This window comes from Streptomyces sp. NPDC031418, from assembly GCF_055581605.1.
On the sequence record NZ_JBVIJC010000011.1, the window covers coordinates 222,809 to 244,212 of the forward strand.

At 71.5% G+C, this 21,404-nt stretch carries 20 protein-coding genes; 12 read left to right on the forward strand and 8 right to left on the reverse strand.

Annotation, left to right across the window (positions count from 1 at the left end; all coding sequences use genetic code 11):
• Positions 1-14: 14 nt before the first annotated feature.
• Positions 15-677, reverse strand: a complete 663-nt coding sequence (locus tag ACZ5CZ_RS18645; protein ID WP_468943991.1) for a phosphoribosyltransferase — start codon at positions 675-677, stop codon at positions 15-17.
• Between the two features lie 257 nt (positions 678-934).
• Between ACZ5CZ_RS18645 and ACZ5CZ_RS18650 the strand changes: the two genes are divergently transcribed.
• Entirely contained in the window at positions 935-1,630 is a 696-nt protein-coding gene (locus ACZ5CZ_RS18650; RefSeq protein ID WP_468943994.1) for a dienelactone hydrolase family protein, read from the forward strand.
• On the opposite strand, the gene ACZ5CZ_RS18655 is transcribed toward ACZ5CZ_RS18650, so the two are convergent.
• Positions 1,618-2,070 (reverse strand): YbhB/YbcL family Raf kinase inhibitor-like protein, encoded by a 453-nt coding sequence (locus ACZ5CZ_RS18655; protein WP_468943996.1) that lies wholly within the window; start codon positions 2,068-2,070, stop codon positions 1,618-1,620. The genes ACZ5CZ_RS18650 and ACZ5CZ_RS18655 overlap by 13 nt on opposite strands.
• 65 nt (positions 2,071-2,135) lie before the next feature.
• Positions 2,136-3,119 carry a sigma-70 family RNA polymerase sigma factor gene (locus ACZ5CZ_RS18660; RefSeq protein ID WP_468943999.1) on the reverse strand — a complete coding sequence of 328 codons (984 nt, stop codon included), beginning with the start codon at positions 3,117-3,119 and terminating at the stop codon, positions 2,136-2,138.
• A 629-nt stretch (positions 3,120-3,748) separates the two neighbouring features.
• Between ACZ5CZ_RS18660 and ACZ5CZ_RS18665 the strand changes: the two genes are divergently transcribed.
• From ACZ5CZ_RS18665 to coaD, 6 genes are all read left to right on the forward strand, one after another.
• Positions 3,749-4,633: an aminoglycoside phosphotransferase family protein gene (locus ACZ5CZ_RS18665; RefSeq protein ID WP_468944001.1), complete on the forward strand. Its 885-nt coding sequence runs from the start codon at positions 3,749-3,751 to the stop codon at positions 4,631-4,633.
• Positions 4,630-5,088 (forward strand): NUDIX domain-containing protein, encoded by a 459-nt coding sequence (locus tag ACZ5CZ_RS18670; RefSeq protein WP_468944004.1) that lies wholly within the window; start codon positions 4,630-4,632, stop codon positions 5,086-5,088. Before ACZ5CZ_RS18665 ends, ACZ5CZ_RS18670 begins: the two co-directional genes overlap by 4 nt.
• A 119-nt stretch (positions 5,089-5,207) precedes the next feature.
• Entirely contained in the window at positions 5,208-7,001 is a 1,794-nt protein-coding gene (locus ACZ5CZ_RS18675; protein ID WP_468944209.1) for an ATP-binding cassette domain-containing protein, read from the forward strand.
• A 176-nt stretch (positions 7,002-7,177) separates the two neighbouring features.
• A complete protein-coding gene (locus ACZ5CZ_RS18680) occupies positions 7,178-7,705 on the forward strand; it encodes a hypothetical protein (RefSeq protein WP_385846432.1) in 528 nt (175 codons plus the stop codon).
• 162 nt (positions 7,706-7,867) lie between these two features.
• The gene (locus ACZ5CZ_RS18685) at positions 7,868-8,596 is read left to right on the forward strand and encodes a GNAT family N-acetyltransferase (protein WP_468944007.1); all 729 of its coding nucleotides are present in this window, start codon (positions 7,868-7,870) and stop codon (positions 8,594-8,596) included.
• 14 nt (positions 8,597-8,610) lie between these two features.
• Positions 8,611-9,048, forward strand: a complete 438-nt coding sequence (gene coaD, locus ACZ5CZ_RS18690) for a pantetheine-phosphate adenylyltransferase (protein WP_385846435.1) — start codon at positions 8,611-8,613, stop codon at positions 9,046-9,048.
• 149 nt (positions 9,049-9,197) lie between these two features.
• On the opposite strand, the gene ACZ5CZ_RS18695 is transcribed toward coaD, so the two are convergent.
• Entirely contained in the window at positions 9,198-9,743 is a 546-nt protein-coding gene (locus tag ACZ5CZ_RS18695; RefSeq protein ID WP_385846436.1) for an RICIN domain-containing protein, read from the reverse strand.
• Between the two features lie 182 nt (positions 9,744-9,925).
• On the opposite strand from ACZ5CZ_RS18695, the gene ACZ5CZ_RS18700 reads away from it, so the two are divergent.
• Entirely contained in the window at positions 9,926-10,894 is a 969-nt protein-coding gene (locus tag ACZ5CZ_RS18700; protein ID WP_468944011.1) for an ArsR/SmtB family transcription factor, read from the forward strand.
• Between the two features lie 209 nt (positions 10,895-11,103).
• Here the strand turns inward: ACZ5CZ_RS18700 and ACZ5CZ_RS18705 are convergent, their stop codons facing one another.
• Positions 11,104-11,517, reverse strand: coding sequence for a hypothetical protein (locus ACZ5CZ_RS18705; protein ID WP_468944014.1), 414 nt, complete (start codon positions 11,515-11,517; stop codon positions 11,104-11,106).
• 147 nt (positions 11,518-11,664) lie between these two features.
• On the opposite strand from ACZ5CZ_RS18705, the gene htpG reads away from it, so the two are divergent.
• Complete coding sequence (gene htpG, locus ACZ5CZ_RS18710; protein WP_468944017.1) at positions 11,665-13,575, forward strand: molecular chaperone HtpG; 1,911 nt, start codon at positions 11,665-11,667, stop codon at positions 13,573-13,575.
• Between the two features lie 52 nt (positions 13,576-13,627).
• On the opposite strand, the gene ACZ5CZ_RS18715 is transcribed toward htpG, so the two are convergent.
• A complete protein-coding gene (locus ACZ5CZ_RS18715) occupies positions 13,628-14,734 on the reverse strand; it encodes an alcohol dehydrogenase catalytic domain-containing protein (RefSeq protein ID WP_468944020.1) in 1,107 nt (368 codons plus the stop codon).
• Between the two features lie 101 nt (positions 14,735-14,835).
• Here ACZ5CZ_RS18715 and ACZ5CZ_RS18720 point away from each other — a divergent pair, with 101 nt between their 5' ends.
• Positions 14,836-15,729: a LysR family transcriptional regulator gene (locus ACZ5CZ_RS18720; RefSeq protein ID WP_468944022.1), complete on the forward strand. Its 894-nt coding sequence runs from the start codon at positions 14,836-14,838 to the stop codon at positions 15,727-15,729.
• Positions 15,730-15,763: 34 nt separating this feature from the next.
• Here the strand turns inward: ACZ5CZ_RS18720 and ACZ5CZ_RS18725 are convergent, their stop codons facing one another.
• Positions 15,764-16,006, reverse strand: coding sequence for a hypothetical protein (locus tag ACZ5CZ_RS18725; RefSeq protein ID WP_385846443.1), 243 nt, complete (start codon positions 16,004-16,006; stop codon positions 15,764-15,766).
• 174 nt (positions 16,007-16,180) lie between these two features.
• Positions 16,181-18,277: a CHAT domain-containing protein gene (locus ACZ5CZ_RS18730; protein ID WP_468944025.1), complete on the reverse strand. Its 2,097-nt coding sequence runs from the start codon at positions 18,275-18,277 to the stop codon at positions 16,181-16,183.
• Between the two features lie 162 nt (positions 18,278-18,439).
• Here ACZ5CZ_RS18730 and ACZ5CZ_RS18735 point away from each other — a divergent pair, with 162 nt between their 5' ends.
• The gene (locus ACZ5CZ_RS18735) at positions 18,440-18,883 is read left to right on the forward strand and encodes a flavodoxin family protein (protein WP_468944027.1); all 444 of its coding nucleotides are present in this window, start codon (positions 18,440-18,442) and stop codon (positions 18,881-18,883) included.
• Positions 18,884-19,169: 286 nt separating this feature from the next.
• The gene (locus tag ACZ5CZ_RS18740; RefSeq protein WP_468944031.1) at positions 19,170-21,302 is read left to right on the forward strand and encodes an MMPL family transporter; all 2,133 of its coding nucleotides are present in this window, start codon (positions 19,170-19,172) and stop codon (positions 21,300-21,302) included.
• Positions 21,303-21,404: the final 102 nt, after the last annotated feature.

Below are 21,404 nucleotides of genomic sequence, written 5' to 3' on the forward strand. Positions count from 1 at the left end.
GGTGCGGGGCGCCCTCAGCCCGTGCCCGCTGCGGCGCCGTGCCGGTGCAGCACCGCGACCACCTCGTCATCACCGACCTGGTCGAAGTCGTCGTACCACAGGCCGACCGCCCGGAAGCCCGACGGCTGATGGAGACAGAGCAGGCCATCGGCGTCCGCGCGCAGCTCCGCCGCCGCCTCGGGCGCGCAGACGGGGACCGCGAGGACCAGCCGGGCCGGCTTCCGGCTCCGCAGATGGCGCAGGGCGGCACGCGCCGTGACACCGGTGGCGAGGCCGTCGTCGACGAGGATCACGGTCCGGCCCTCGATCCGGGGCCGGGGCCGCTCACCGCGGTAGCGCGTCTCGCGACGGTGCAGCTCCGCCCGCTCGCGCGCCACGTCGGGGGCGAGCCGTTCCTGGCTCAGACCGAGCATTTCCAGTGCCCGGGCGTCGAACAGCGGCGGATCATCGGCCACGAGCGCACCAATGCCGGTCTCCCGGCGGCCGGGGATGCCGATCTTCCGGGCCACGAGCACATCGAGCGGTGCCCCGAGCGCCCGGGCGACCTCCGCGGCCACCGGGACACCGCCCCGGGGCAGCGCGAGGACGAGAGGATCGACGAGACCACTGTCGGCCGACCACTCCACCAGCCGGGCGGCCAGCTCCCGGCCCGCGTGGCGACGGTCCTGGAAGCGCATGACCGCTCACCTGCTCTCCGCGTACGACTGAGCCGGACCGACGGCGTCATCCGACCGGTGCCCTGTCCGGGGTTTCCTGCCGTACGACACCCAAACGGCTTCGCCCTGGGTACGGCAGCGGGCCCCTTGAAGGTGCCGCCACCCGATCGCCGGCGACCCCGGCATCCATGGATCCGCAGCCGATCGGTGGGTACGCGGTGGGGGACACCCGGGTCGTCAGGACCCGCATGATCGGCAGGCGTGGAAGGTTGAGGCCGATGATCTCCGACATGGTTCTGGTGCACACCAGCGATGCCACGCTCTCCGGTGACCTCGTCGTACCGGCACCGGCACGGGCCGTGGTGCTCTTCGCACACGGCAGCGGCAGCTGCCGACACAGCTCACGCAACCGGATGGTCGCGGCGGAACTGCGCACCGCCGGGTTCGGCACGCTGCTGATGGACCTGCTCAGCGAACGGGAGGAGCGGCACGACGCGGTCACCGCCGAGCACCGCTTCGACATCCCGTTCCTCGCCCGACGGCTCGTGGGGGCGATCGACTGGCTGGACACCCAGCCCGACGCCCGTGGCCTGCCGGTCGTCCTGTTCGGCGCCAGCACGGGCGCCGCCGCTGCCCTGGTGGCCGCGGCCGAGCGCCCCGAGCGCGTGCTCACCGTGGTGTCGCGCGGCGGGCGGCCCGATCTCGCGGGCGATGCCCTGGAACAGGTCACATCACCGGTCCTGCTGATCGTCGGCGGCCAGGACCAGCAGGTCCTGGAACTGAACGAGGAAGCGGCCCGCCGGCTGTCGGCCCCGCACGCCCTCCACGTCATCCCGGGCGCCGCTCATCTGTTCGAGGAACCCGGCGCGCTGGAACAGGTCGCCGAGACGGCCCGGCAGTGGTGCGACGAGCGCGTCCGCTCCGCCCGCAGACCCCAGGAGACGGCACCTACCCGTACTGGTCAGCGCCGGTAGAGCGCCACCAGGGTGCCACTGGCCAACTGGTGCTTCTCCACGGCCTGGTGCACCTGTTCGGCGCTGGGCGAGTCCGGAAGGACACACGGTTCCGCGAGCGCGTAGATGCGGAAGAAGTACCGGTGCGCGTCGTCCCCGGGCGGCGGGTGCGGCCCGCCCCAGCCCAGCTCGCCGAAGCCGTTGACGAGTTCCGTGCCGCCCGGCGGACTCTTCCCCGCTTCCGTGCCCCCGCTGCGAGGATCGATACCGACCACCGCCCAGTGCACGAAGGTCCCCGAGGGCGCATCGGGGTCCTCGCACAGCAGCACCAGCTCGGTCGCCCCGTCCGGAACACCGCTCCAGGCCAGGGGTGGGGAAAGGTTCTCGCCCTCGAAGGCGTACCGGCGGTCCAGCACGGCGTGGTCGTTGAACGCGCTACTGATGAGTTCGATGTCGGCCATGGGAGCTGGGTACCCGGGTGGGCCCCGGCGTACCGCGGAGCGCGGATCCGCCGGGGCCCACCGGGTCAGCTCGCCCACGCCACGAGCCGCTCGCTCTGTTGCCGCAGCTGCTTCAGGGAGAGCTTCTCCAGCTGGCGGACGCGTTCCCGGGTCAGCCCCACCTGGTCGGCGACCTCTTGCAGGGTGCGCTGCCGGCCGTCGTGCAGGCCGTACCGCAGGCTGAGGATCAGTGCCTCGCGCGCCACGAGCGTGTCGATGGCCCCCCTGAGTTCCTCGGCGAGCGCCTGGAACTCGGCGACCTCGGGAGCCTGGAGGACGTCACGGTCGGGGATGAGGTCTCCGACGACCGTGTCCCCGGTGTCGTCCACCGGCGTGTCCAGGCTGACGGCCTCCCGTCCGACCCGGCGCAGCCAGCCGACCTTGTCCGCGGCGAAACCGCTCTCGCGGGCCACCTCCTCCACGGTCGGCTCCCGGCCGAGCCGTAGCTGGAGTGCGCGTTCGATCTTGCCGAGCTTCTGCAACTGCTCCACGACATGGACCGGCAGCCGTACCGCGCGGGCGTGCGTCGCGACGCCGCGTTCGATGGCCTGCCGGATCCACCAGGTCGCGTAGGTGGAGAACTTGAAGCCCTTGGTGTGGTCGAACTTCTCCACGGCCCTGATCAGGCCCAGGTTGCCCTCCTGGATGACATCGAGCAGGGGCAGCCCGCGATGGGCGTGGCGCTTCGCCATCGACACCACGAGACGCAGATTGGCGCGCACCATGTGGTCCTTCGCCGCCTGCCCGTCCCGTACGGCGTCCTCCAGCTCCTGCCGTCTCACCGGCGTGAGCGTGCGGGTGCCGGCCTCCGCCTCCGCCAGCTCCTCCAGGGCGTGCACCCCGGCCTCGATGCGTTGAGCCAGCCGGACCTCGCCGGCGGCGTCGAGCAGCGGCGTGGCCGCGATCTGCCTCAGGTACTGCCCCAGCAGGTCCGGCTCCCCGTCGGGCTCGGGCGCGGCGCTGAGCCGCCTCCCGGCCCGGGGCCGGCCACCTGCCTGCGCGGAACCCATCGGCCTACTCGTCGCGGGAGCCATCGTCACGTTCCTCTTCTTCTCGCGTCCCGGAGGTCTCGGGTACCCGGGCGGCCGAGGGCCAACCCGGCGCCCCTCCCGCACCCGCAACGGAGCCCGACGGGGCCGGTGCCCCCTGCGCTGCCCCGCCCGACGGATCCGGCCCACGCTCCACGGCCACTCCCGCAACACCCGGCAAGACGGGCGGCCAACTCGCCACGCTCACCCCGACCGAGACGCCTGCCACTGCCCCCGCCTTCGGGCGGCCTCCGGGCCCGGAGCAATCCCGCGATCGGGTGACGCCCCCCTGTGCGAGTGATCGAACACCGTGTTCCGGCCGCATCCGCCAGGCGCCCCAAGGCCTGCGCCCACCCATCGAACCTTCGCTCGACGCTTCGCCCCGCGCAGGCCGTAACGCCGTGCTCAGCAGGGGAGTTGTTGAGTCGCCCGACCGGACGACCCCCGCAGGAGGAATCCATGAATCCCGTGCCCGCCCTCACCCTCGTTCTCCCCGCTTTCGAACACCGGGTCCAGACCCCTGCGCCCCTGCGGCCCCACCCGGTGCACGGCGTTGACGCCGCCCGGGCCATCACCGTGGACCTCTCACACCCGGACCAGAGGTGGGGTGCATGACTCTCGTACAACCGATCCCGGCCCCCGTACTGATCTGGGCGCAGCGCACCCTCGGCCCGGTGCAGGACGCGCACCACGTCCCCCCTGACCGCCCCACCTCCCGGGTGTGGCAGCTGACCGGCGCGACCGGGCGCGCCTATCTGAAGCTCGCGCCGAGCCCCGGGGCCTTCGCCCGGGAGACCCGCGCCCTGCGGGAAGTCGCACCCGGCATGGACCCGGGCACGGCACCCGCACTGCTGGCCGCCGACCCGCACCACCAGAGCCTGCTGCTCTCGGCCGTCCCCGGCGACCCGGTGCCGGCCCTCATCCTCACCCCTGCCGGGCAGCGCCGCCTGCACCGGCAGGCAGGCGTCTGGCTGCGCCGCTTCCACGGCGCCCCCGGTGATCTGTCCGCCCAGGACCACAGGGACGCCGCCGCCGAGGTCCACCGCATCGCCGACAGCGGCGCGGACCACCTCGACCGGGCCGGAGACCTGCTCGGTCCCGAGCGGCAACGGACCGTACGGGAGCACGCCGCCGAACCCACCCGCCTCGGACCGCTGCCCGCCGGATACGTCCACGGCGACTACCAGCAACGCAGCTGGCTGCTGGCCCGCCATCCCGCGGGCGCCGTGTTCGCAGCGGTGGACTTCGCACGCGCCCGGCCGCACGCCGCCGTCGCCGACTTCGTCCCTCTCGCCCGTGGCCCCTGGGCCGACCGCCCCGACCTGCGCAACGCGTTCTTCGAGGGCTACGGCCGTACCCCCACGGCCGCCGAGGAGCCGGCGCTGCGCTGCCTCTCCGCACTCGACGCCGCCGCCCGGGGCGTGCCGAACGGGGACCGCGAGGTCGCCGTACGCGGACGGGCCACACCGGCCCGGCGGGAGGCGCGCACCGCATGAGCACGACGCATCTGAACCACGTCATGGTGCTGCTCCAGCGCGACGACGGACGCGTCCTCGCCGTACGGCACAACGCGGGCTCCACGGCCTGCCCCCACCAGGTCACGGTGATCGGCGGCAAGCCGGCGGCGGGCGAGTTCCTGGACGACGGAGCGCTGCGCGCAGCGGCCGAGGAGGCCGGTGTCCGCGTCGCCCGCAGGGACCTGGAGTTCTGCCAGACCGTGCACTGCCCGGGCCCCGACGGCAGGCCGGTGATCGCCGTGGCGTTCACCGCGCAGCGGTGGCTGGGCGAACCCCGCAACGCCGCACCCCACCAACACGACGGCATCCTGTGGATCGGCCCCGGCCGGCCGCCCTCGGACTGCCACCCCGTCACCCGGCAGATCCTGGCCACCTTCACGGCCGGGCGCCTCTACGCCGACATCACCGCACCCGCGACCGGAGGTGGCGCATGAGCGGACCGACCGTACCCCCGCAGAAGCGGGCCCAGCACACCGCCGCCCCCGGCCGGGCCCAGGTGCCGCCGCCCCCGCCGGCGGAGATCACGTACACCGGGCAGTACTCGGTGAACCCGATGGCCGGGGCGTCGCTGCGCCGGCTGTGCGGCCGTATCCCCTCGGTGCTCTGGCGGATCGCCCGGATGTCCTGGGCCGTCGACCGGGCGGCCGTCGTCCTGCTGCTGGTCTGCCTGGTCACCGTCGGCCTGGCCGCGGCCGGCCAGCTCGCCGCGACCTCCCGCGCGATGGGGCCCCTGCTGAGCGGCGGCAGCGTACCGGCGCGGCTGCACGCGGCCCTGCCCGCGGTGATCGTCGTCGCCTGCATGGCCGCCCTGGTGCGTGCCGCGGGAGCCCTGTCGGTCTACGGGGAACGGCGGCTCACCCCCAGACTCACCACCGAGGCGGACACCACACTGGTCGAGGCGGTCTGCCGGGTGGAGGCCGCCACCTACAGTCAGGACGGCTTCCACGACCGCCAGGAAGCCGCGGAGATGGGGGTGATGCGCACCCTGGTGATGGTCGGCGACGCGCAGCAGCTGCTGTCCTCCCTGATCAAAATGGTCACGGCGTGCGGAGTGCTGTCGGTGCTCGACCCGCTGCTGCTGCCGTTCCTGCTGCTGGCCGTGCTCCCCACCGGGATCGGCGCCGTCCTCACGGCCCGGGTGGACCACGAGATCCACTACGCGAACATCTCCGACCGCAACGTCCGCGGCATGATGCGCTGGTGGGCCACCAGCGCCAAGTTCGCCGACGAGGTCCGCGCGAACTCGATGACCGGCTACCTGCTGTACTGGTACCGGGCGCTGGCGCAGCGCGCCGACGCCCGCACCCTCGGCGCGGCCCCGCGGATCCTGCGGATCTCGCTGGCCTCCGCGGCCTGCGGAGGGGTGTTCCTGGTGAGCACGTGGGCGGCGCTGTACTGGCTCGCCGCCGGCGGCCGCATCCCCCTGGCGATCGCCGCGACCGCGGTCGTCGCCGTACAGACCACCCTCGGTGCGCTCACCCAGCTGGTGCGGAGCGCCGCCTATGTCTTCCACACCAGTCTCTATCTCGGAGACATGGCCGACTTCTTCGAGGAGGCCGCCCGACAGACGCCGAACCGGGGCGAGTCGGTGGTGCGGGCACCCGTCGAGGAGGTCCGCCTGGAACAGGTGAGCTACCGCTATCCCGGCAAGGACAGAGCAGCCGTCGACGGGCTGTCGCTGTCCCTGCGGCGCGGTCAGATCCTGGCCCTGGTCGGCACCAACGGCTCCGGCAAGACCACCCTCACCCGTCTGCTCGCCGGCATCCTCCTGCCCGACAAGGGCCGGGTGACCTGGAACGGAGCGGATCTCTCCGGTGTCGACCCGGATTCCGTGTGGCAGTTGACCGGCCTGGTGCCGCAGTACTTCGCGCAGTGGCCGCTGCGGCTGCGAGAGAACATCACCCTCGGCCAGCCCCGCACGGAGGACGACGATCCGGTCTGGCAGGCGGTCGACGCGGTCGGCCTGCGCAAGGCGGTCGAGGACCTGCCCGACGGACTCGACACGCTGCTGGCCCGGGAGATCTTCAGCGGGGTGGAGCTGTCCGGCGGGCAGTGGCAGCGGGTGGCCTGCGCCCGGGGCCTGTACCGGCTGCCGGAGCTGCTGATCCTGGACGAGCCCACCTCCCAGGTGGACCCGCAGGGCGAACACCGCATGTTCGAGACGCTCAAGTCGATGGCCGCGGACCGCATCACGATCGTCGTGACGCACCGACTGGAGAACACGAAGATCGCCGACCACATCATCGTGATGGAGGACGGCCGGATCACCGAACAGGGCCGCTACGACGACCTGGCGGCCGCCAACGGCACCTTCGCCCGTCTCCTGGAACTCTCCCGGGACCGCTGAGACAGGGGTGCCGCCCGACCGCGGGCGGCACCCGCCTTCTTCCGGCCCCGGCGAGGGTCACTTTTCCGTCACAAGTTGTTCACTTCAAGGGTCTACCCGCATAGATGCCCTGGTGTTGTCATGTCAGTGACACTCCGGTCGTCCGTCGGAGTGCGTCCACTCCACCGGGAGTCCCCATGTCCCGCATACGTCAACTCGCCGTGGCCGCCTCGTCCTTGGCGCTGGCCGCCGGCGGTCTCGTGCTCACCAGCGGCAGCGCCCACGCGGCCGGCTGCTCGCAGTCCTACCTGCCGCTCCAGGACCCCACCTGTCAGCCCGGCGCCCTCAACTCGGCCGTCACGCAGTCCACGATCCACTCCACGATCTGCGTCTCCGGCTACAGCACCTCGATCCGTCCGTCCACCAGCTACACCAACGCCCTGAAGGTGAAGCAGATCGCCGAGTACGGCTACAGCGACACCAACACCGCGGACTACGAGGAAGACCACCTCATCCCCCTGTCGCTGGGCGGCAACCCGACCAGCCCGCAGAACCTGTGGCCCGAACCCCGCTACGACACGGGCACTTACAGCGCCACCGACAAGGACACCGTGGAGTACAAGCTGTACAAGGCGGTCTGTGCAGGAACGATCCAGCTGGCTCCCGCGCAGAAGGCGATCGCCACCGACTGGACGACGGCGCTCGACGCCGTAGGCCTGAACTGACCCGCACAAGGCCCCGCTCCCGCTGAACCGTTACTGCACGGCTGGGGGCGGGGGAGGGGCGCCAGAGCGTGTGAGGGCGCGTCCTGGGCGTCCTGGGCTTTCTGGGCTTCCTGGCTCCGTAAACCGGTCGCCCAGGAGCGCGCGGTGAACCACGATACGGCCATGAACGCCGATCCCCTGCTGCACCGTGCCCGGCGCCTATGGACCGAACTCGCGGTGAAACCCGTCGAGTTCCCCTCCTCGCCGCACACGGCCGACGTCGTGCTCTCTCCCGCCTCGCGGCTGTGTCCGCCGCTGTGGACCGGGATCGTGGTCCTCGGCGGAAGCGGCATCATCACCGCGCCGAGCGAGCGGGCCGCCCAGCTGATGGCGGGCGTCTCACAGCAGCTGTCAGGTGCGGAACTCGTCGACGCGGACCGACTCCGCGAGGTGTTGACCGTTCTCGACGTCCTCGGTCCCGCTTCCCTCTTCTATCTCGACAGCGCCGACTTCCTGCCGATGCGACGCGATGCCTCTGCCGTGAAGGCGGTGGCCGACGGCGATGAGCTGGCCGGGCTCCTGGCCCGCGCCGGCGAAGAGGACGCCGCCGAAAGCGGCTTGGAGGACATCACCTCTCCCGCCTTCGTCTTCTGTGAAGGTGACGAGGTGGTCGCCGCGGCCGGCTATCGGGTCTGGCCGCGGTCGGTGGCCCATCTGAGCGTGCTCGTCGCGCCGCGGCACCGAGGACGAGGACGGGCGCGGGCCGTGGCGTCCACGGCGGTGGCGCATGCCCTTGACGCCGGGTTGCTTCCGCAGTGGAGAGCACGGGTGCATTCCTCGAAGCGTGTGGCGCGTGCGCTGGGCTTCCAGGAACTGGGTTTCCAACTCAGCGTACGGCTGCCGGCCGCTTGATACTGTTTCCGATCATGCGAGCCCTCTTCCCAGGATCCTTCGACCCGGTCACTCAAGGGCACCAGGACGTACTGCGGCGCGCTGCCGGCCTGTTCGACGAGGTCGTCGTGTGCGTGATGTTCAACGCGAACAAGACCGGCCGCTTCCCCGTCGCGGAACGGCTGGACCGGCTCCGCACGGCAGCAGCCGACCTGAGCAATGTCACGGTCGACTCCCACACCGGCGGCCTGCTGGTCGACTACTGCCGCCGAGCCGGAATCGACGTGGTGATCCGCGGCGTCCGTGGCGTTCGCGACCTGGACTACGAGATGCCGATGGCCCGGATGAACCACGAACTGGCGGGAGTCGAGACGTTCTTCATCGCTGCCGACCCTGCCCTGGCCCACATATCCTCCACCCTCGTCACCACGATGAGCCACCAGGACCCTGTCCAGCCGGTCGTTTCGGAGTGAGGTTCCGAGTCGTCTCAAGCCGATGATGCCGGTAGGCGAGCTGGAGGGACGGAAGGTGGAAGGCTGGGCCAGACCCCCGTCCTGGCCCAGCCCCGAAGGCGCCGCCAAGCCGTCACCCCGCTGCACCTCGTTCGTCCCGGAACGACCGGTCAGTAGGCGTTGTCCACCCACCAGGACTGGTAGCCGTCGTTCTTCGAAGGGTCGTTGCACGGGTATCCGCGGACGCCGTACTCGGATTCGTCGAGGCAGTTCCAGGGGGCGTTGATACCGTTGCGGACCACCTGGATGTTCACACCGTAGCTGGTGGTGAACAGTTCCAGCGCCCACTTCTGGTAGCCGTTGGTGAAGCTGGGGGCGTTGCAGTCATAGGTGCGCAGGCCGAAATCGGAGGACCAGTCGAGACAACGGCCGGTGTTGACGTTCTTGAGCTGACCGTAGCCGGACGACCAGTTGATGACGCGCCAACGCTGCCAGCCCCCGTCCACACTGTTCTGGTTGCACTCATAGGTGCGCAGACCGAAGTCGTCGGAGTCGTCGAGACAGCCGCCCGACCAGTGCGAGCCGAGGACGTAGTCGTGTCCGATCTGCCACCCGTAGGCGGTGCTGCCGTCGGCGTGAGCAGCGGTGACGCTGCCGCCCAGCGACAGGGCGAGAGCCGCGGCTGTCATGGCAAGGGCGCGTCGGATCTTCCGCATGGAGAGTCTCCTCAGCAGAACGGTGGGATGTCACGACAGCGATCGCGGCGGAGCATCAGCTCGCTCCACGGAGGGGCCGCCTGACGGCTCGATGGCTTCGAGGTGCTTCCAGGAAGCCCTGTCGTCCGTACCGAGCGAATGATTCGATGGTTTTCGAATGCACTGGCGTTGGGGGGGTGCTCGTGATCCGTATCAACCTCGGCGTTCACGGCTTGGGCGGCGTCAGGTTCGCCGCGTCACCGTTGGACCCGGCCAAGGACCTGCTCTTCGGCCTCCGCAACGCACCCGAGAGGCTCGGCGCGCGCTGGGTGTCCAGGGCCAGGGAGGCGTTGGTCCAGCAGCGACTGGGGCTTCTGGCGATCGTGGGCGGGGGCGGCCCGCTCGGTTACGCCCCCGACTTCCTCAGACCCGAGCCGGAGGGTCTCGACATGACTCTCGACGCCGCCCTGCACCAGGTGGCCCGCACCCCTGCTGAACGAATCCGTTACGAACTGTCCGCGGCCGTCGGCGGCCACTCCTGGGGCTCCGGACCGGCATGTCGGCCACCCCGGCTCCTCCTGCGGGCTCTCGAACAGGGCGAGGACCTCCTCGCCGAGCGGTTGACCGAGGAGATGGCGCGCTTCTGGCGCTCGGCGCTCGCGCCTTCCTGGCCCGCCGTCCGGGCCCGATTGGAGGCCGACGTCGCCGCGCGGGCCTCCGCGATCGCGCTGCACGGACTCGCGGAGACGCTCAACCATCTGGCCCCCAACCTGGAATGGCGCGATGGCGCACTGGTCGTTCACCTGCGACCCGGCAGCCGCCACCGCCTCGCCCTGAACGCGGAGACCGCGGTCCTGGTCCCCAGTGCGTTCACCGACCGGGCCGTGTTCTGCGCCGCGGAACCCCCAGGCGCCCCCGCACCACGGAATCCGCTGATCATCTACCCGGCCGCCCAGGCCGACCGCCTCGCACCGGCGGGAGCACACCAACTCATCGGCGCGACGCGCACCACCATCCTGGCCCAGCTGAGCCAGCCCCGTTCGAGCACGGAAATCGCTCAACGCCTGTACCTCAGCCCGGCGACCGTGTCCTACCACCTACAGATCCTGCACCGAGCCGGGCTCGTCAGCCGCACCCGGCATTCCCGCCGTGTCCTGTACCAGCGGGTGTGACGTCCAGATCGTCTGTGCCGACCAGCGCGCCCCGAGGCGGCAACGCAGGTGCAGTGCCACCTCGGCTACGAGCCGACGGACAAGGACCGACAGGAGATGGTCCGGCTGCACGCCGGCACAGGAGTCGCGTTCCGGCGCCACAGGTGCAGCCCGACCGTGACCGCCAGGCGCCCAGCGGGGCGAGGCCGCGCACCTGGGCCAGGGGCAGGTCACGCAGGCAGTCGCCGGGCGAGCAGAGCGGCGGTGAACAGGGCGGAGGCGGCCAGGAGCCGCTGACCGGGGAAGAGCAGCCGGGCGGTTACCGCGCCGAAGAGAGCGAAGTCCGGACCGGTGGCGGCGTCCGGGATCACGGAGCCGAGCAGGGCTCCGGTGATCCCACTGCCCGCCCAGTACACGTGCAGGTGGACCTGCACCCACATGACGCGCCGGCCCGGCCATGAAGGGGCCCGTTCCCCCGTGGCCAGCGCGTACGCCTCGTCGCGCAGGGCGGAAGTGCCGTACGCCCTGGAGAGGCGGCGGGGGATGATCAGCGGGAACTCGAAACGATCCCCGGAGTCGAGACCCTTCCTCACCGAGAAGCTCAGCGGCCTGCCCGCCGTCCTGCGCCTGAAATTCCACCTCACGATGAAGAAGATCAACAACAGCCGCTGAGCCCGGCCGAGACCGCATGGATCGAGCCACCACCCCCCATTCCGGCCACTACCCTGACGTGGTGTTTTACAGTGGCAGCCATCAGTTCCGGCAACAGGACCTGTGAGGTATTCGCGATCATGCCCACTGAAACGCACGAGTTTCAGGTGGAGGCCTGTCAGCTGCTCCAGCTGATGATCCACTCGGTCTACTCCGACAAGGACGTCTTCCTCCGAGAACTCGTCTCCAACGCCTCCGACGCACTGGACAAGCTGCGCCTCGAGAAGCTGCGGGACGACACCCTCGACGCCGACGTGTCCGACCTGCACATCGAGATCGACGCCGACAGCGACGCCCGTACCCTCACCGTGCGGGACAACGGCATCGGGATGTCGTACGACGAGGTCGGGCAGCTCATCGGTACGATCGCCAACTCGGGCACCGCCAAGTTCCTCCAGGAGCTGCGGGAGGCCAAGGACCCGGCCGGTGCCGAGGGGCTCATCGGCCAGTTCGGCGTCGGCTTCTACTCCGGCTTCATGGTCGCGGACGAGATGACGCTGGTGACCCGGCGCGCCGGCGAGACGCAGGGCACCCGCTGGACGTCGCGGGGCGAGGGCACCTACACCCTCGAGGCGGTCGACGACGCCCCCCAGGGCACCTCGGTGACCCTGCACCTCAAGCCGGCCGACCCGGAGAACCAGCTCCACGACTACACCTCCCCGTGGAAGATCCGGGAGATCGTCAAGCGCTACTCGGACTTCATCACCTGGCCCATCCGCATGCTCCCCGCCGGGCCCGCCGGCACCGGCGAGAGCGACGAGGCGCCGGAGCCCGAGACGCTCAACTCCATGAAGGCACTGTGGGCGCGGCCGCGTGACCAGGTGTCCGACGAGGAGTACCACGAGCTGTACAAGCACCTCGCCCACGACTGGCGCGACCCCCTGGAGACGGTCCGGCTCCAGGCGGAGGGCACCTTCGAGTACCAGGCCCTGCTCTTCCTGCCCGCCCACGCCCCCCACGACCTGTTCACCGGGGACGTCAAGCGCGGCCTGCAACTCTACGTCAAGCGCGTCCTGATCATGGACGACTGCGAGGCGCTGCTGCCGCCGTACCTCCGCTTCGTCAAGGGCGTCGTCGACGCGGCCGACCTCTCGCTCAACGTGTCCCGCGAGATCCTCCAGCAGGACCGCCGGATCGAGATGATGCGCCGGCGGCTGACCAAGAAGGTCCTCTCCACGGTCAAGGAGATCAGGACCAAGGACCAGGACCGCTACGCCACCCTCTGGCGGGAGTTCGGCGCCGTCCTGAAGGAGGGCCTGGTCACCGACCCGGAGAACCGCGACGCGGTCCTCGCCGTCGCCTCCTTCGCCAGCACCCACCACGACACCGAGCCGACCACGCTCGAGCAGTACGTGGCCCGGATGAAGGACGGACAGGAGGACATCTACTACCTGACCGGCGAGTCCCGGCAGAGCATCGAGAACTCCCCGCACATGGAGGCGTTCCGGGACCGGGGCATCGAGGTCCTGCTGCTGACCGACCCCGTCGACGAGGTGTGGACCGACGCCGTCGGCGAGTACGAGGGCAAGAAGCTGCGGTCCATCGCCAAGGGCCACATCGACCTCGACGCCGCGGGCGAGGACACCCCCGAGGAAGAGCGGGAGAAGCAGACCGCCGAGTACGCCGCCCTGCTCGCCTGGATGAAGGAGCAGCTCGAGGAGGACGTCAAGGAGGTCCGCCTGACCTCCCGGCTGACCGTCTCCCCGGCGTGCCTGGTGTCCGACACCCAGGACCTCACCCCGGCGCTGGAGAACATGTACCGGGCGATGGGCCGCGAGGTTCCCCGCGCCAAGCGGATCCTGGAACTCAACCCCGGCCACCAGCTGGTGAAGGCCCTCAACCAGGCACACAGCGAGCGCGAGGACCGTACCGACCTCACCGAGATGGCCGAACTCCTCTACGGCCTGGCGGTGCTCGCGGAGGGCGGCCAGCCGAAGGACCCGGCCCGTTTCGTGAAGCTGATGACGAACCGCTTGGAACGGGCTCTGTAGGTCCGTCCCACACCCCCACCACCGGCCGTCGACCCCGAGTCGGCGGCCGTGATCATCTGCTTCCGGGCCTGACAGGTGCCCCCGGGACGAGGGCAGTCCGGTCGAAGGGGCCGCCGTGTGAGGCGGCGTACGCGACGGCGTCGTTGACGGCATCGAGGCCGAACGACCGGACGCGTTCGGGAGCGAGATCCAGCGCGCCGGAGGCGAGGAGCCGGATGATGCCGACGTTCGCCGCCCGCGGGTACATCCACTGGCCGCGCACGGTGACCGAATTCCGCATGAGCCATGGATACGGGAGGGCGAGGGCGTCACCGCCGAGCATGCCGACGCCGCCCATGAGGACGACACGACCGTACTCGCGCACGGTCATGGCCGCCGTACGCACCGCGGAGGTGGGGGCGCTCGGCGGGAGCAGATCGATCACCATGTCGATCGGGCCGCCGCCCGCCGCGGACATCGCCGCCCGGTCGACGGCCTCGTCCCCGGTCAGCGGCACCGGGCGCACCCGCGGGCCGAACCGGTCGGCGAGTAGGTCGAGCGCCGCCTGGTTGCGGCCCGGCGCGATGACGCGGCCGGCGCCCATCGCGAGCGCGACCGCGACCGCACTGCTGCCCAGGTTGCCGGTGGCCCCGCTGACGAGCAGCGTCTCACCCGCCGCGAGCCCGCCTGCCAGCAGCCCGCCGTAGGAGATGGTGTGCACGGTGAGTGCGGCCCAGCGGGCCGGGTCGTCCCCCGCGGCGGCCGGCAGCGGGAAGACGTTCTCCGTGGGGACCCGCATGAGTTCGGCGAACGCCCCGTCGTGCAGGTGCCGGGCCAGCCGCGCACCACCCTCGCCGCGGGAACTCCAGCCCTGAAGCGTGATGTCGGGAGTCAGGGCGTCGTCCCGCGAGCGCACCGTGCAGTCGCACCACACCAGGTCCCCGGCGCGCAGCCGGGTGGCGTCCGGACCCACGTGGACGATCCGTCCCACGGCGCCGACGCCGGGTACGACGGGAGGGACCAGGGGGTAGTTCCGTTCGCCGGAGAAGACCTCCGCCGCGTACGGGGGCACGCAGGCAGCCAGCACCTCGACCACCACCTCACCCCCGCCGGCCTCCGGGTCGGGCATCTCCCGCACCGTGAGCGGTGCGCCGAACCGCGTCAGTACTGCTGCTCGCACGCGATGACCTCCATGTTCTCCGGGCTCGTCGGCATCGACACTAGGAGCCCGCCGGACATGCGGAAAGCGACGATCAAGCATGCGTGGTATGCGTAGGGCGCATGGACATCTCCAGCACGCATCTGCGGGTCCTCCAGCAGATCGCGGAATCCGGCAGCTTCACCGCGGCAGCCACCAGGCTCGGCTACACGCAGTCCGCGGTCTCACGACAGGCCGTCTCCCTCGAACGGAGCGCGGGCACCACCCTGTTCGACCGCCGCCCCGACGGGGTGCGGCTCACCCCCGCGGGCCTGACCCTGCTACGCCACGCCCGCACCATCCTGGAGTGCCTCGCGGCGGCCGAGTCCGACCTCACCGGCACCGGCCCACGGGCCGAACCGGTGCGGCTCGGACTGTTCCTGAGCGCGGGCGCCGCCATCCTGCCCGCGGCGCTCACCCACCTCGCGGCCACCGACCCGCAGATCACGGTCACGACGACCGAGGGCACCACGCCCACCCTGATCCGCGCGCTGCGGGCGGGCTCGATCGACCTCGCCGTGCTGACATCCCGCCCACCCCACCGGCCCTTGGACGGCGAGTCGCCGCGCCTGCACGTCGAGACCGTCCTGGACACCGAACTGGTCCTGGCGACGCCATCGACCGGGAAGTTCGCCGGCCGCACCACGGTGCACGTCGACGAACTGGTCGACGCCGCCTGGATCGCCACCCCGTCGTCGCACTCCGAGCCATTGCTCGGCGTCTGGCCCGGCCTGCCGGGCCGGCCGCGGATCGTCCACCGCGCACGCGACTGGCTGACCAAACTCCAGCTGGTCGCGGGCGGCTTCGGGGTGACGACGGTGCCGTCCCGGCTCTCGCCCGTGCTGCCGCCGGGGGTGAGCCTGGTGCACGTCGAGGGTGCGCCGTCCGAGATCCGCCGCGTTCTCGTGGCGCGGCCGCCCGGCCGCCCCACTCCCGCGATCACGGCCGTCACCCGGGCGATCACCTCGACCGTCTGACAGGCCCCCGGAGGCGGGCGGAGGCGGGCGCCGGCTACTCGACGGCCGGGTCCTCCTGGGTGCGCTGTACGGCCTTCCGCACGGCCTGCTCCAGCTGGCCACGGCCGGCTTCGGTGGCCTCGGCGTAGGAGGTGATGGCTTCCTGCACCGTGTCGGACGCCTCGCGCCAGCGGCGCAACTGGGCGTCGTAATCGTCGCCGGTCAGGCCCGCGAGTTTCGCGCGCTCTTCCTCTGCGAGTCGTTCCAGCCTGATCAGCTCATCGGGGACCTCTGCCACAGACACGGATCCTAGAGGGCGGGTGGGCTCAGCCGGCGAACTCACTCATCGTCCGTTCGGGTACGGCCGTCGCGGATGCCGGGGTCGTTGTGGCGGGAGGCGGAAACGGTGCTCATGAAACCGGGACGAAGCGGCGAGCCGTGGCTTCCACGGGCCGGCACGCTCCCGAACCGACTACTCCAGGAAGGCGGGACTGCCCCAGTCGAGCAGGGTGGGATCGCGGAAGTCGTCCAGGGCCTCGGCGATCTGGGCGCCGATGCCGCGGTCGCCGAGCCGGCGTGCGAGGCCGGACCAGGGGTCCTGGAGCCGCCGCAGGGCCTCCGCAAAGGCCTGCGCGAACTCCGATCCGTCGGCCAGTTCGCAGGCCAGGAGGGCGCCGAAGACGACGGCAGCTCCTCCGGGGACCGGCCACAGGTGCCCGATGACGGCCTGCCGGGGGCCGGCGACGGAACGGGCCGGCCCATGGTCGTCGTAAGGCCCCTGGGCATTGGCTGCGGCGCTGTCGCAGGTGTTGAGAACGAGCAGGCGTCGCCCCGCCGTGGGCGGCAGGGGAGCGGCTGCCAGGTCCGCCAACGGCACCTGCTCGGTGGCGGTCAGCAGGATCGCGGAGTGGTCGGGATCCAGCAGCGGGTGCCGTCCGTGCGCGGCCACCCACAGCACGTCGTAGTCGTCGCGCTCGTACGAGGCCAGGAAGTTGGCGCAGGTCACCTCGTCGCCGTCCACGACGTCGCAGCGGATCCCCGCGTAGGAGAAGACCGTCTTCAGTACCTCGGCCTCCGCGCGGGCGAAGGGAGCGTCCCCGCACCACAGTTGCACCGCCGCGACGGAGCGGTCCGGCAGCGGTTGGCGCAGACTGACCGCCAGCGGAAGCACCGGCCCGCTCCGGCGTGCCAGCAGCGCCTGGACCGGTGTCAGCGCGGGCAGCGTGGACACGAACGCTTCGGCCTTCTCGCTGCCCGCGTAGTCCGCCAGGTCGGCCACGTCGAGGTAGGCGAGCAGCGCGTCCTCCAACTCGCCGGCACAGGCGAAGGACTTGCGGCCGGTCGCGGGAGTCGTCAGCGCCGTGTCAGCCAGGCCTGTCGTGACCAGGCTCTGGCCGAGGGCTGCGTTCATCGCCGCGGTCAGTCGCACCAGCGCGGCGTTGTCCCCGGAGCTGGGAGCCGTCTGCGGCCGGTACCAGGCACGACTCCCTCCGGCAGCGAGCACGAGGCACCGGCCGCTGCGCCGCTCTCCCGGCCCGACGCCGTACCAGACCGACACCCACTGCATCAGACGCTCGACGTCGCCTGCCTGGAGCAGCGAGTGCACCAGCGGCCCGGACATGGACCACACCGTGCCCCGGTCCCGCGATCGCTGCGCCGCATCCTCCTCCTGCTCGACGAGGCCGACCACCGTCTCCAGCCGGGACAGGACCGTGGGAAAGAACGCGGCCAGTTCGCCAGCGCTCATCCGCACCGCCGTGTTCGTGCTCAATGCCAGCACGGTGTACGGGTTCAGGGTGAGGCGGCCGAGAGCCCACTGGGCGATCCGGTCCGGCCGCCGGTGGGTGATCGGCGGCTGCTCACCGGACAGCAGTACGGCGATGGCACCCGCCATGGGATGGCCGGGACGCGCATACAGCAGCTCCTCCAACGCGTGCCCCAGTTCACGGGCGTCGTCGCGCTGCTGTTGCCGGACCAGGTACTTCACCAGATGCACGGCCGCCTCCACCACGAACACGTCGCCCCTCGCGAGCAGGGCCCGGCACAGGCCGAGGACGGGTTGGCACAGCTGCCGGGCCAGTTCCTCGGCCGTCTGAGCGGTGGTGTTCAGGTGGAACAGGACCGGGGCCAGCATGATCAAGGCAGGCTGCACCAGCGCAGTCCATGTGGCGCTTCGAAGGGCACGGTCCAACGGCGCCAGGTCGATGTCGGCGGTGCCGGCTTCCCGGGTGACGGGAGCACCGAACGCGCTGTGCAGCCACCGCCACATCTCCAGCGGCTGCGCGTGCTCGAACGCGCGCCGCGCCGGAACCCAGCACGTCAGCATGGCCAGCGCGACACAGGCCGCCTCGGGCACGGCAGGGTCGGCAGCCCGCAACCGCTGGACATCGCCCAACACGCCGAGAGTGAACTGCTCCAGTAGGCGAGGGGAATCCGACAGCCCGTGCTGCTGTTCGCGCAGTATCTGTGCAACGGCCAGGACGGTGGGCGGATCGCCGAGGTGCCCGGACACTTCCGCCCCGGCCGGCACATGCGCGGCCACGGAGGGAAACAGCTCGTGAAGCCGCATGAGCCCTCCCGCCGCCCCTGCTGTCCAGGCCTGCCCGTCGGCCTCTCCCTGGCCCGGGCACATTCCCGTGCATCTTCTCACGCACCTGCGCCCCCGCTTGCAACCCGACGGTCCCCGTGTGCTCGGATGAGGCAGGCGCAACAACGGCAGAGGGAGAAAACGATGGGCAAAACCCTGATCATCTGCACGTCGGTGTCGCACGGAAACACGCGCAGGGTCGCCGAGGTCATGGGCGAGGTGCTGGGAGCACCCGTGGTGGAGCCGGAAGAGGCCCACAGCCTGGAGGGATACGACCTCGTCGGCTTCGGCTCGGGAATCTTCCTCCAGAAGTTCCACCCGCGTCTGCGCGAGTTCGCCGCCGCGCTTCCCCGGCGGCGGGGCCGGGCGTTCGTGTTCGCGACAAGCGGTCTGCCCTCGCCTCGCTTCGGCCCGATGGCGCGACTGCTGGAAGACAAGGGCTTGGCGGTGGAAGACACCTTCTCCTGCCGCGGCTTCGACACCTGGGCACCGTTCAAACTGGTCGGTGGCATCCGCAAGGGGCGACCTGACCACACGGATCTCGCGGCGGCACGCGCATTCGCCGAGAATCTGAGGCGCACCGTCTAGGTGTATTGACCTGGAGCGTTGTTGACACGGCTGATCGGTGGGTGGCCGCCGAGTGCGGTGTGGCAGCGGTGGTGGTTGTAGGTGTGCAGAAAGTCTGCCAGGGCTTCGGTCCGCCCGCGCGGGTCGATGATGCGCCGCCCGCACCATGGGCGGCGACCCGCATCCGACTGTTCGGCGCGGAGGGAAGCAAGCAGCGGAGGGACAGCCCCGCGACGCGGGACGGCTCGACCACCGACATCGTTCACGGCCGAGCCTTTCCCCGCTGCTCAACGCCCCGAGGAGTCACATGACGCCCCCGCGCCGCCGAACGCGCAGCCTCATCCCGCTCGCTCTGATCGCCGTATGGCTGGTGGTCGGGGCGCTTCTGGGGCCCTTCGCCGGACGGCTGGGCGAGGTCGCCACCGACGACCAGGCCGCGTTCCTGCCGCGCGGCGCCGAGTCCACCCGCGTCCTGCGCGAGCAGACCACCTTCCAGCAGCGCGAGACCCTGCCGGTCATCGTGGTGTGGACCGCCGACGGCGGAGAGGCCGTCACCGGGCGGCAGCGGGCGGCCACCGCGGCGGTCGCCGGGCTCGCCCGTACGCCCGGAGTGGCCGGGCCCCCTTCCCCGGCGCTGCCCGCACAGGACGGCGCCGCACTCCAGGCCGTCGTACCGCTGCGCCCCGACCAGGGCGACCGGCTCGCGCCCACCCTGGAACGGGTGCGGGCGGTGGCCGAGAAGGTGCCCGGCACCCGGGTCCAGCTGGCCGGACCTGCCGCGACCCGGGCCGACCTGGCGGACGCCTTCTCCGGCATCGACGGGGTGCTCCTCGGGGTCGCCCTGGCCGCCGTCCTGGTCATCCTGCTGCTGGTCTACCGCTCCCTGCTGCTGCCCCTCGTCGTCATCGCCGGTGCGGTGTTCGCCCTGGGGCTGGCCTGCGCCGTCGTGTATGCACTCGCCGACCACGGCCTGGTGCGCGTCGACGGCCAGGTGCAGGGCATCCTGTCGATCCTCGTCATCGGCGCCGCGACGGACTACGCGCTGCTGGTCACCGCCCGCTGCCGGGAGGAACTGGCCGCAGGCCGGGACCGCGCCGACGCCGCCCGCGCCGCCCTGCGCCGCTCGGCCCCGGCGGTCCTGGCCAGCGCCGCCACCGTCGCCCTCGGACTGATCGCTTTGCTGCTGAGCGACCTCACCAACAACCGCGCCCTCGGCCCGGTCGGCGCCGTCGGCATCGCCTGCGCCCTGCTGAGCGCGCTCACCTTCCTGCCCGCCGTCCTCGCCCTCCTCGGCCGCCGCGCCTACTGGCCCGCCACACCCGAGAGCGCGGCGGGTGCCGCCGGACTGTGGCAGCGCGTCGCCCGCCTGGTCGACCGGGCGCCACGCCGGGTGTGGGCGTTCACCCTCACCGGCCTCCTCGTCTGCTCGGCGGGCGCTTTCACCCTGGACTCGCGCGGCGTGCCGCTGGACGAGACGTTCGTGCGGGACGTGCCGTCCGTGGCCGCCCAGCAGACCCTGGCCCGGCACTTCCCGGCCGGCGCGGGCACGCCCGTGGTGATCCTCGCCGACGCCGCCTCCGCCTCCCGGGTGGAGCGCACCGTGCACGACACCCCCGGCGTCGCGGCGGTGACCGCGACCGGCGCCGCGGACCACCGGACGGGGGAGCCGTGGGTCGTGGACGGCCGGGTCAGGCTGGAAGCGACCGCACAGGCGGCTCCCGACACCGAGGCCGCCCGGGACACCGTGGGCCGGCTGCGCACCGAGCTGCACGCCCTGCCCGGCGCGGACGCCCTCGTCGGCGGCTACACCGCCCAGCAGTACGACACCCTGCGCGCGGCCGAACGCGACCGCGCCGTCGTCGTCCCGGTGGTGCTCGCCGTCGTCCTGGGCGTCCTCGTTCTGCTGCTGCGCTCGTTCGCTGTGCCCCTCCTGCTGGTGCTGACCGTCGCCCTCAACTTCACCGCGACCCTCGGAGTGGCGGCCCTGGTCTTCCGACGCCTGTTCGGCTTCAGCGGAACCGATCCGTCGGTGCCGCTGTACGGGTTCGTCTTCCTGGTCGCCCTCGGCGTCGACTACAACATCTTCCTGATGTCCCGGGTCCGCGAGGAGACCCTGCTCCACGGCACCCGCGACGGCGTACGGCGCGGGCTCGTCACCACCGGTGGGGTCATCACCTCCGCCGGCGTGGTGCTCGCCGCGACCTTTGCCGCGCTCGGCGTCATCCCGCTCGCCTTCCTGGTGCAGATCGCCTTCATCGTCGCCTTCGGCGTGCTGCTGGACACCCTGGTGGTGCGCTCTCTGCTGGTGCCTGCCCTCGTACGGGACCTTGGGGACCCGGTGTGGTGGCCCACCCGGCCCGCCGCGGGGCATCCGGGCGGCCGCTTCCCGGCAGGGGAACGGCGACCCCGCACCCTCTTCCGGGAAGAGGAGAGTGCCTGACGGCCGGCCTTGTGCCCCCGAAGGACCCGATGCAGATTCGATGCGAGTTGCCGCCCTGGCGGGCCCGGGCGGAGCGTTGCCGTGAGGCAGGGAGCCTCCGGA

Coding starts and splice junctions, on each gene's coding strand:
- ACZ5CZ_RS18730 (WP_468944025.1), bottom strand. CDS start 18,277: ATGCGGCTTCACGAGCTGTTTCCCTCCGTGGCCGCGCATGTGCCGGCC.
- ACZ5CZ_RS18675 (WP_468944209.1), top strand. CDS start 5,208: ATGGCCGGGGCGTCGCTGCGCCGGCTGTGCGGCCGTATCCCCTCGGTG.
- ACZ5CZ_RS18650 (WP_468943994.1), top strand. CDS start 935: ATGATCTCCGACATGGTTCTGGTGCACACCAGCGATGCCACGCTCTCC.
- ACZ5CZ_RS18685 (WP_468944007.1), top strand. CDS start 7,868: ATGAACGCCGATCCCCTGCTGCACCGTGCCCGGCGCCTATGGACCGAA.
- ACZ5CZ_RS18720 (WP_468944022.1), top strand. CDS start 14,836: ATGGACATCTCCAGCACGCATCTGCGGGTCCTCCAGCAGATCGCGGAA.
- ACZ5CZ_RS18670 (WP_468944004.1), top strand. CDS start 4,630: ATGAGCACGACGCATCTGAACCACGTCATGGTGCTGCTCCAGCGCGAC.
- htpG (WP_468944017.1), top strand. CDS start 11,665: ATGCCCACTGAAACGCACGAGTTTCAGGTGGAGGCCTGTCAGCTGCTC.
- ACZ5CZ_RS18665 (WP_468944001.1), top strand. CDS start 3,749: ATGACTCTCGTACAACCGATCCCGGCCCCCGTACTGATCTGGGCGCAG.
- coaD (WP_385846435.1), top strand. CDS start 8,611: ATGCGAGCCCTCTTCCCAGGATCCTTCGACCCGGTCACTCAAGGGCAC.
- ACZ5CZ_RS18680 (WP_385846432.1), top strand. CDS start 7,178: ATGTCCCGCATACGTCAACTCGCCGTGGCCGCCTCGTCCTTGGCGCTG.
- ACZ5CZ_RS18655 (WP_468943996.1), bottom strand. CDS start 2,070: ATGGCCGACATCGAACTCATCAGTAGCGCGTTCAACGACCACGCCGTG.
- ACZ5CZ_RS18740 (WP_468944031.1), top strand. CDS start 19,170: ATGACGCCCCCGCGCCGCCGAACGCGCAGCCTCATCCCGCTCGCTCTG.
- ACZ5CZ_RS18695 (WP_385846436.1), bottom strand. CDS start 9,743: ATGCGGAAGATCCGACGCGCCCTTGCCATGACAGCCGCGGCTCTCGCC.
- ACZ5CZ_RS18645 (WP_468943991.1), bottom strand. CDS start 677: ATGCGCTTCCAGGACCGTCGCCACGCGGGCCGGGAGCTGGCCGCCCGG.
- ACZ5CZ_RS18735 (WP_468944027.1), top strand. CDS start 18,440: ATGGGCAAAACCCTGATCATCTGCACGTCGGTGTCGCACGGAAACACG.
- ACZ5CZ_RS18660 (WP_468943999.1), bottom strand. CDS start 3,119: ATGGGTTCCGCGCAGGCAGGTGGCCGGCCCCGGGCCGGGAGGCGGCTC.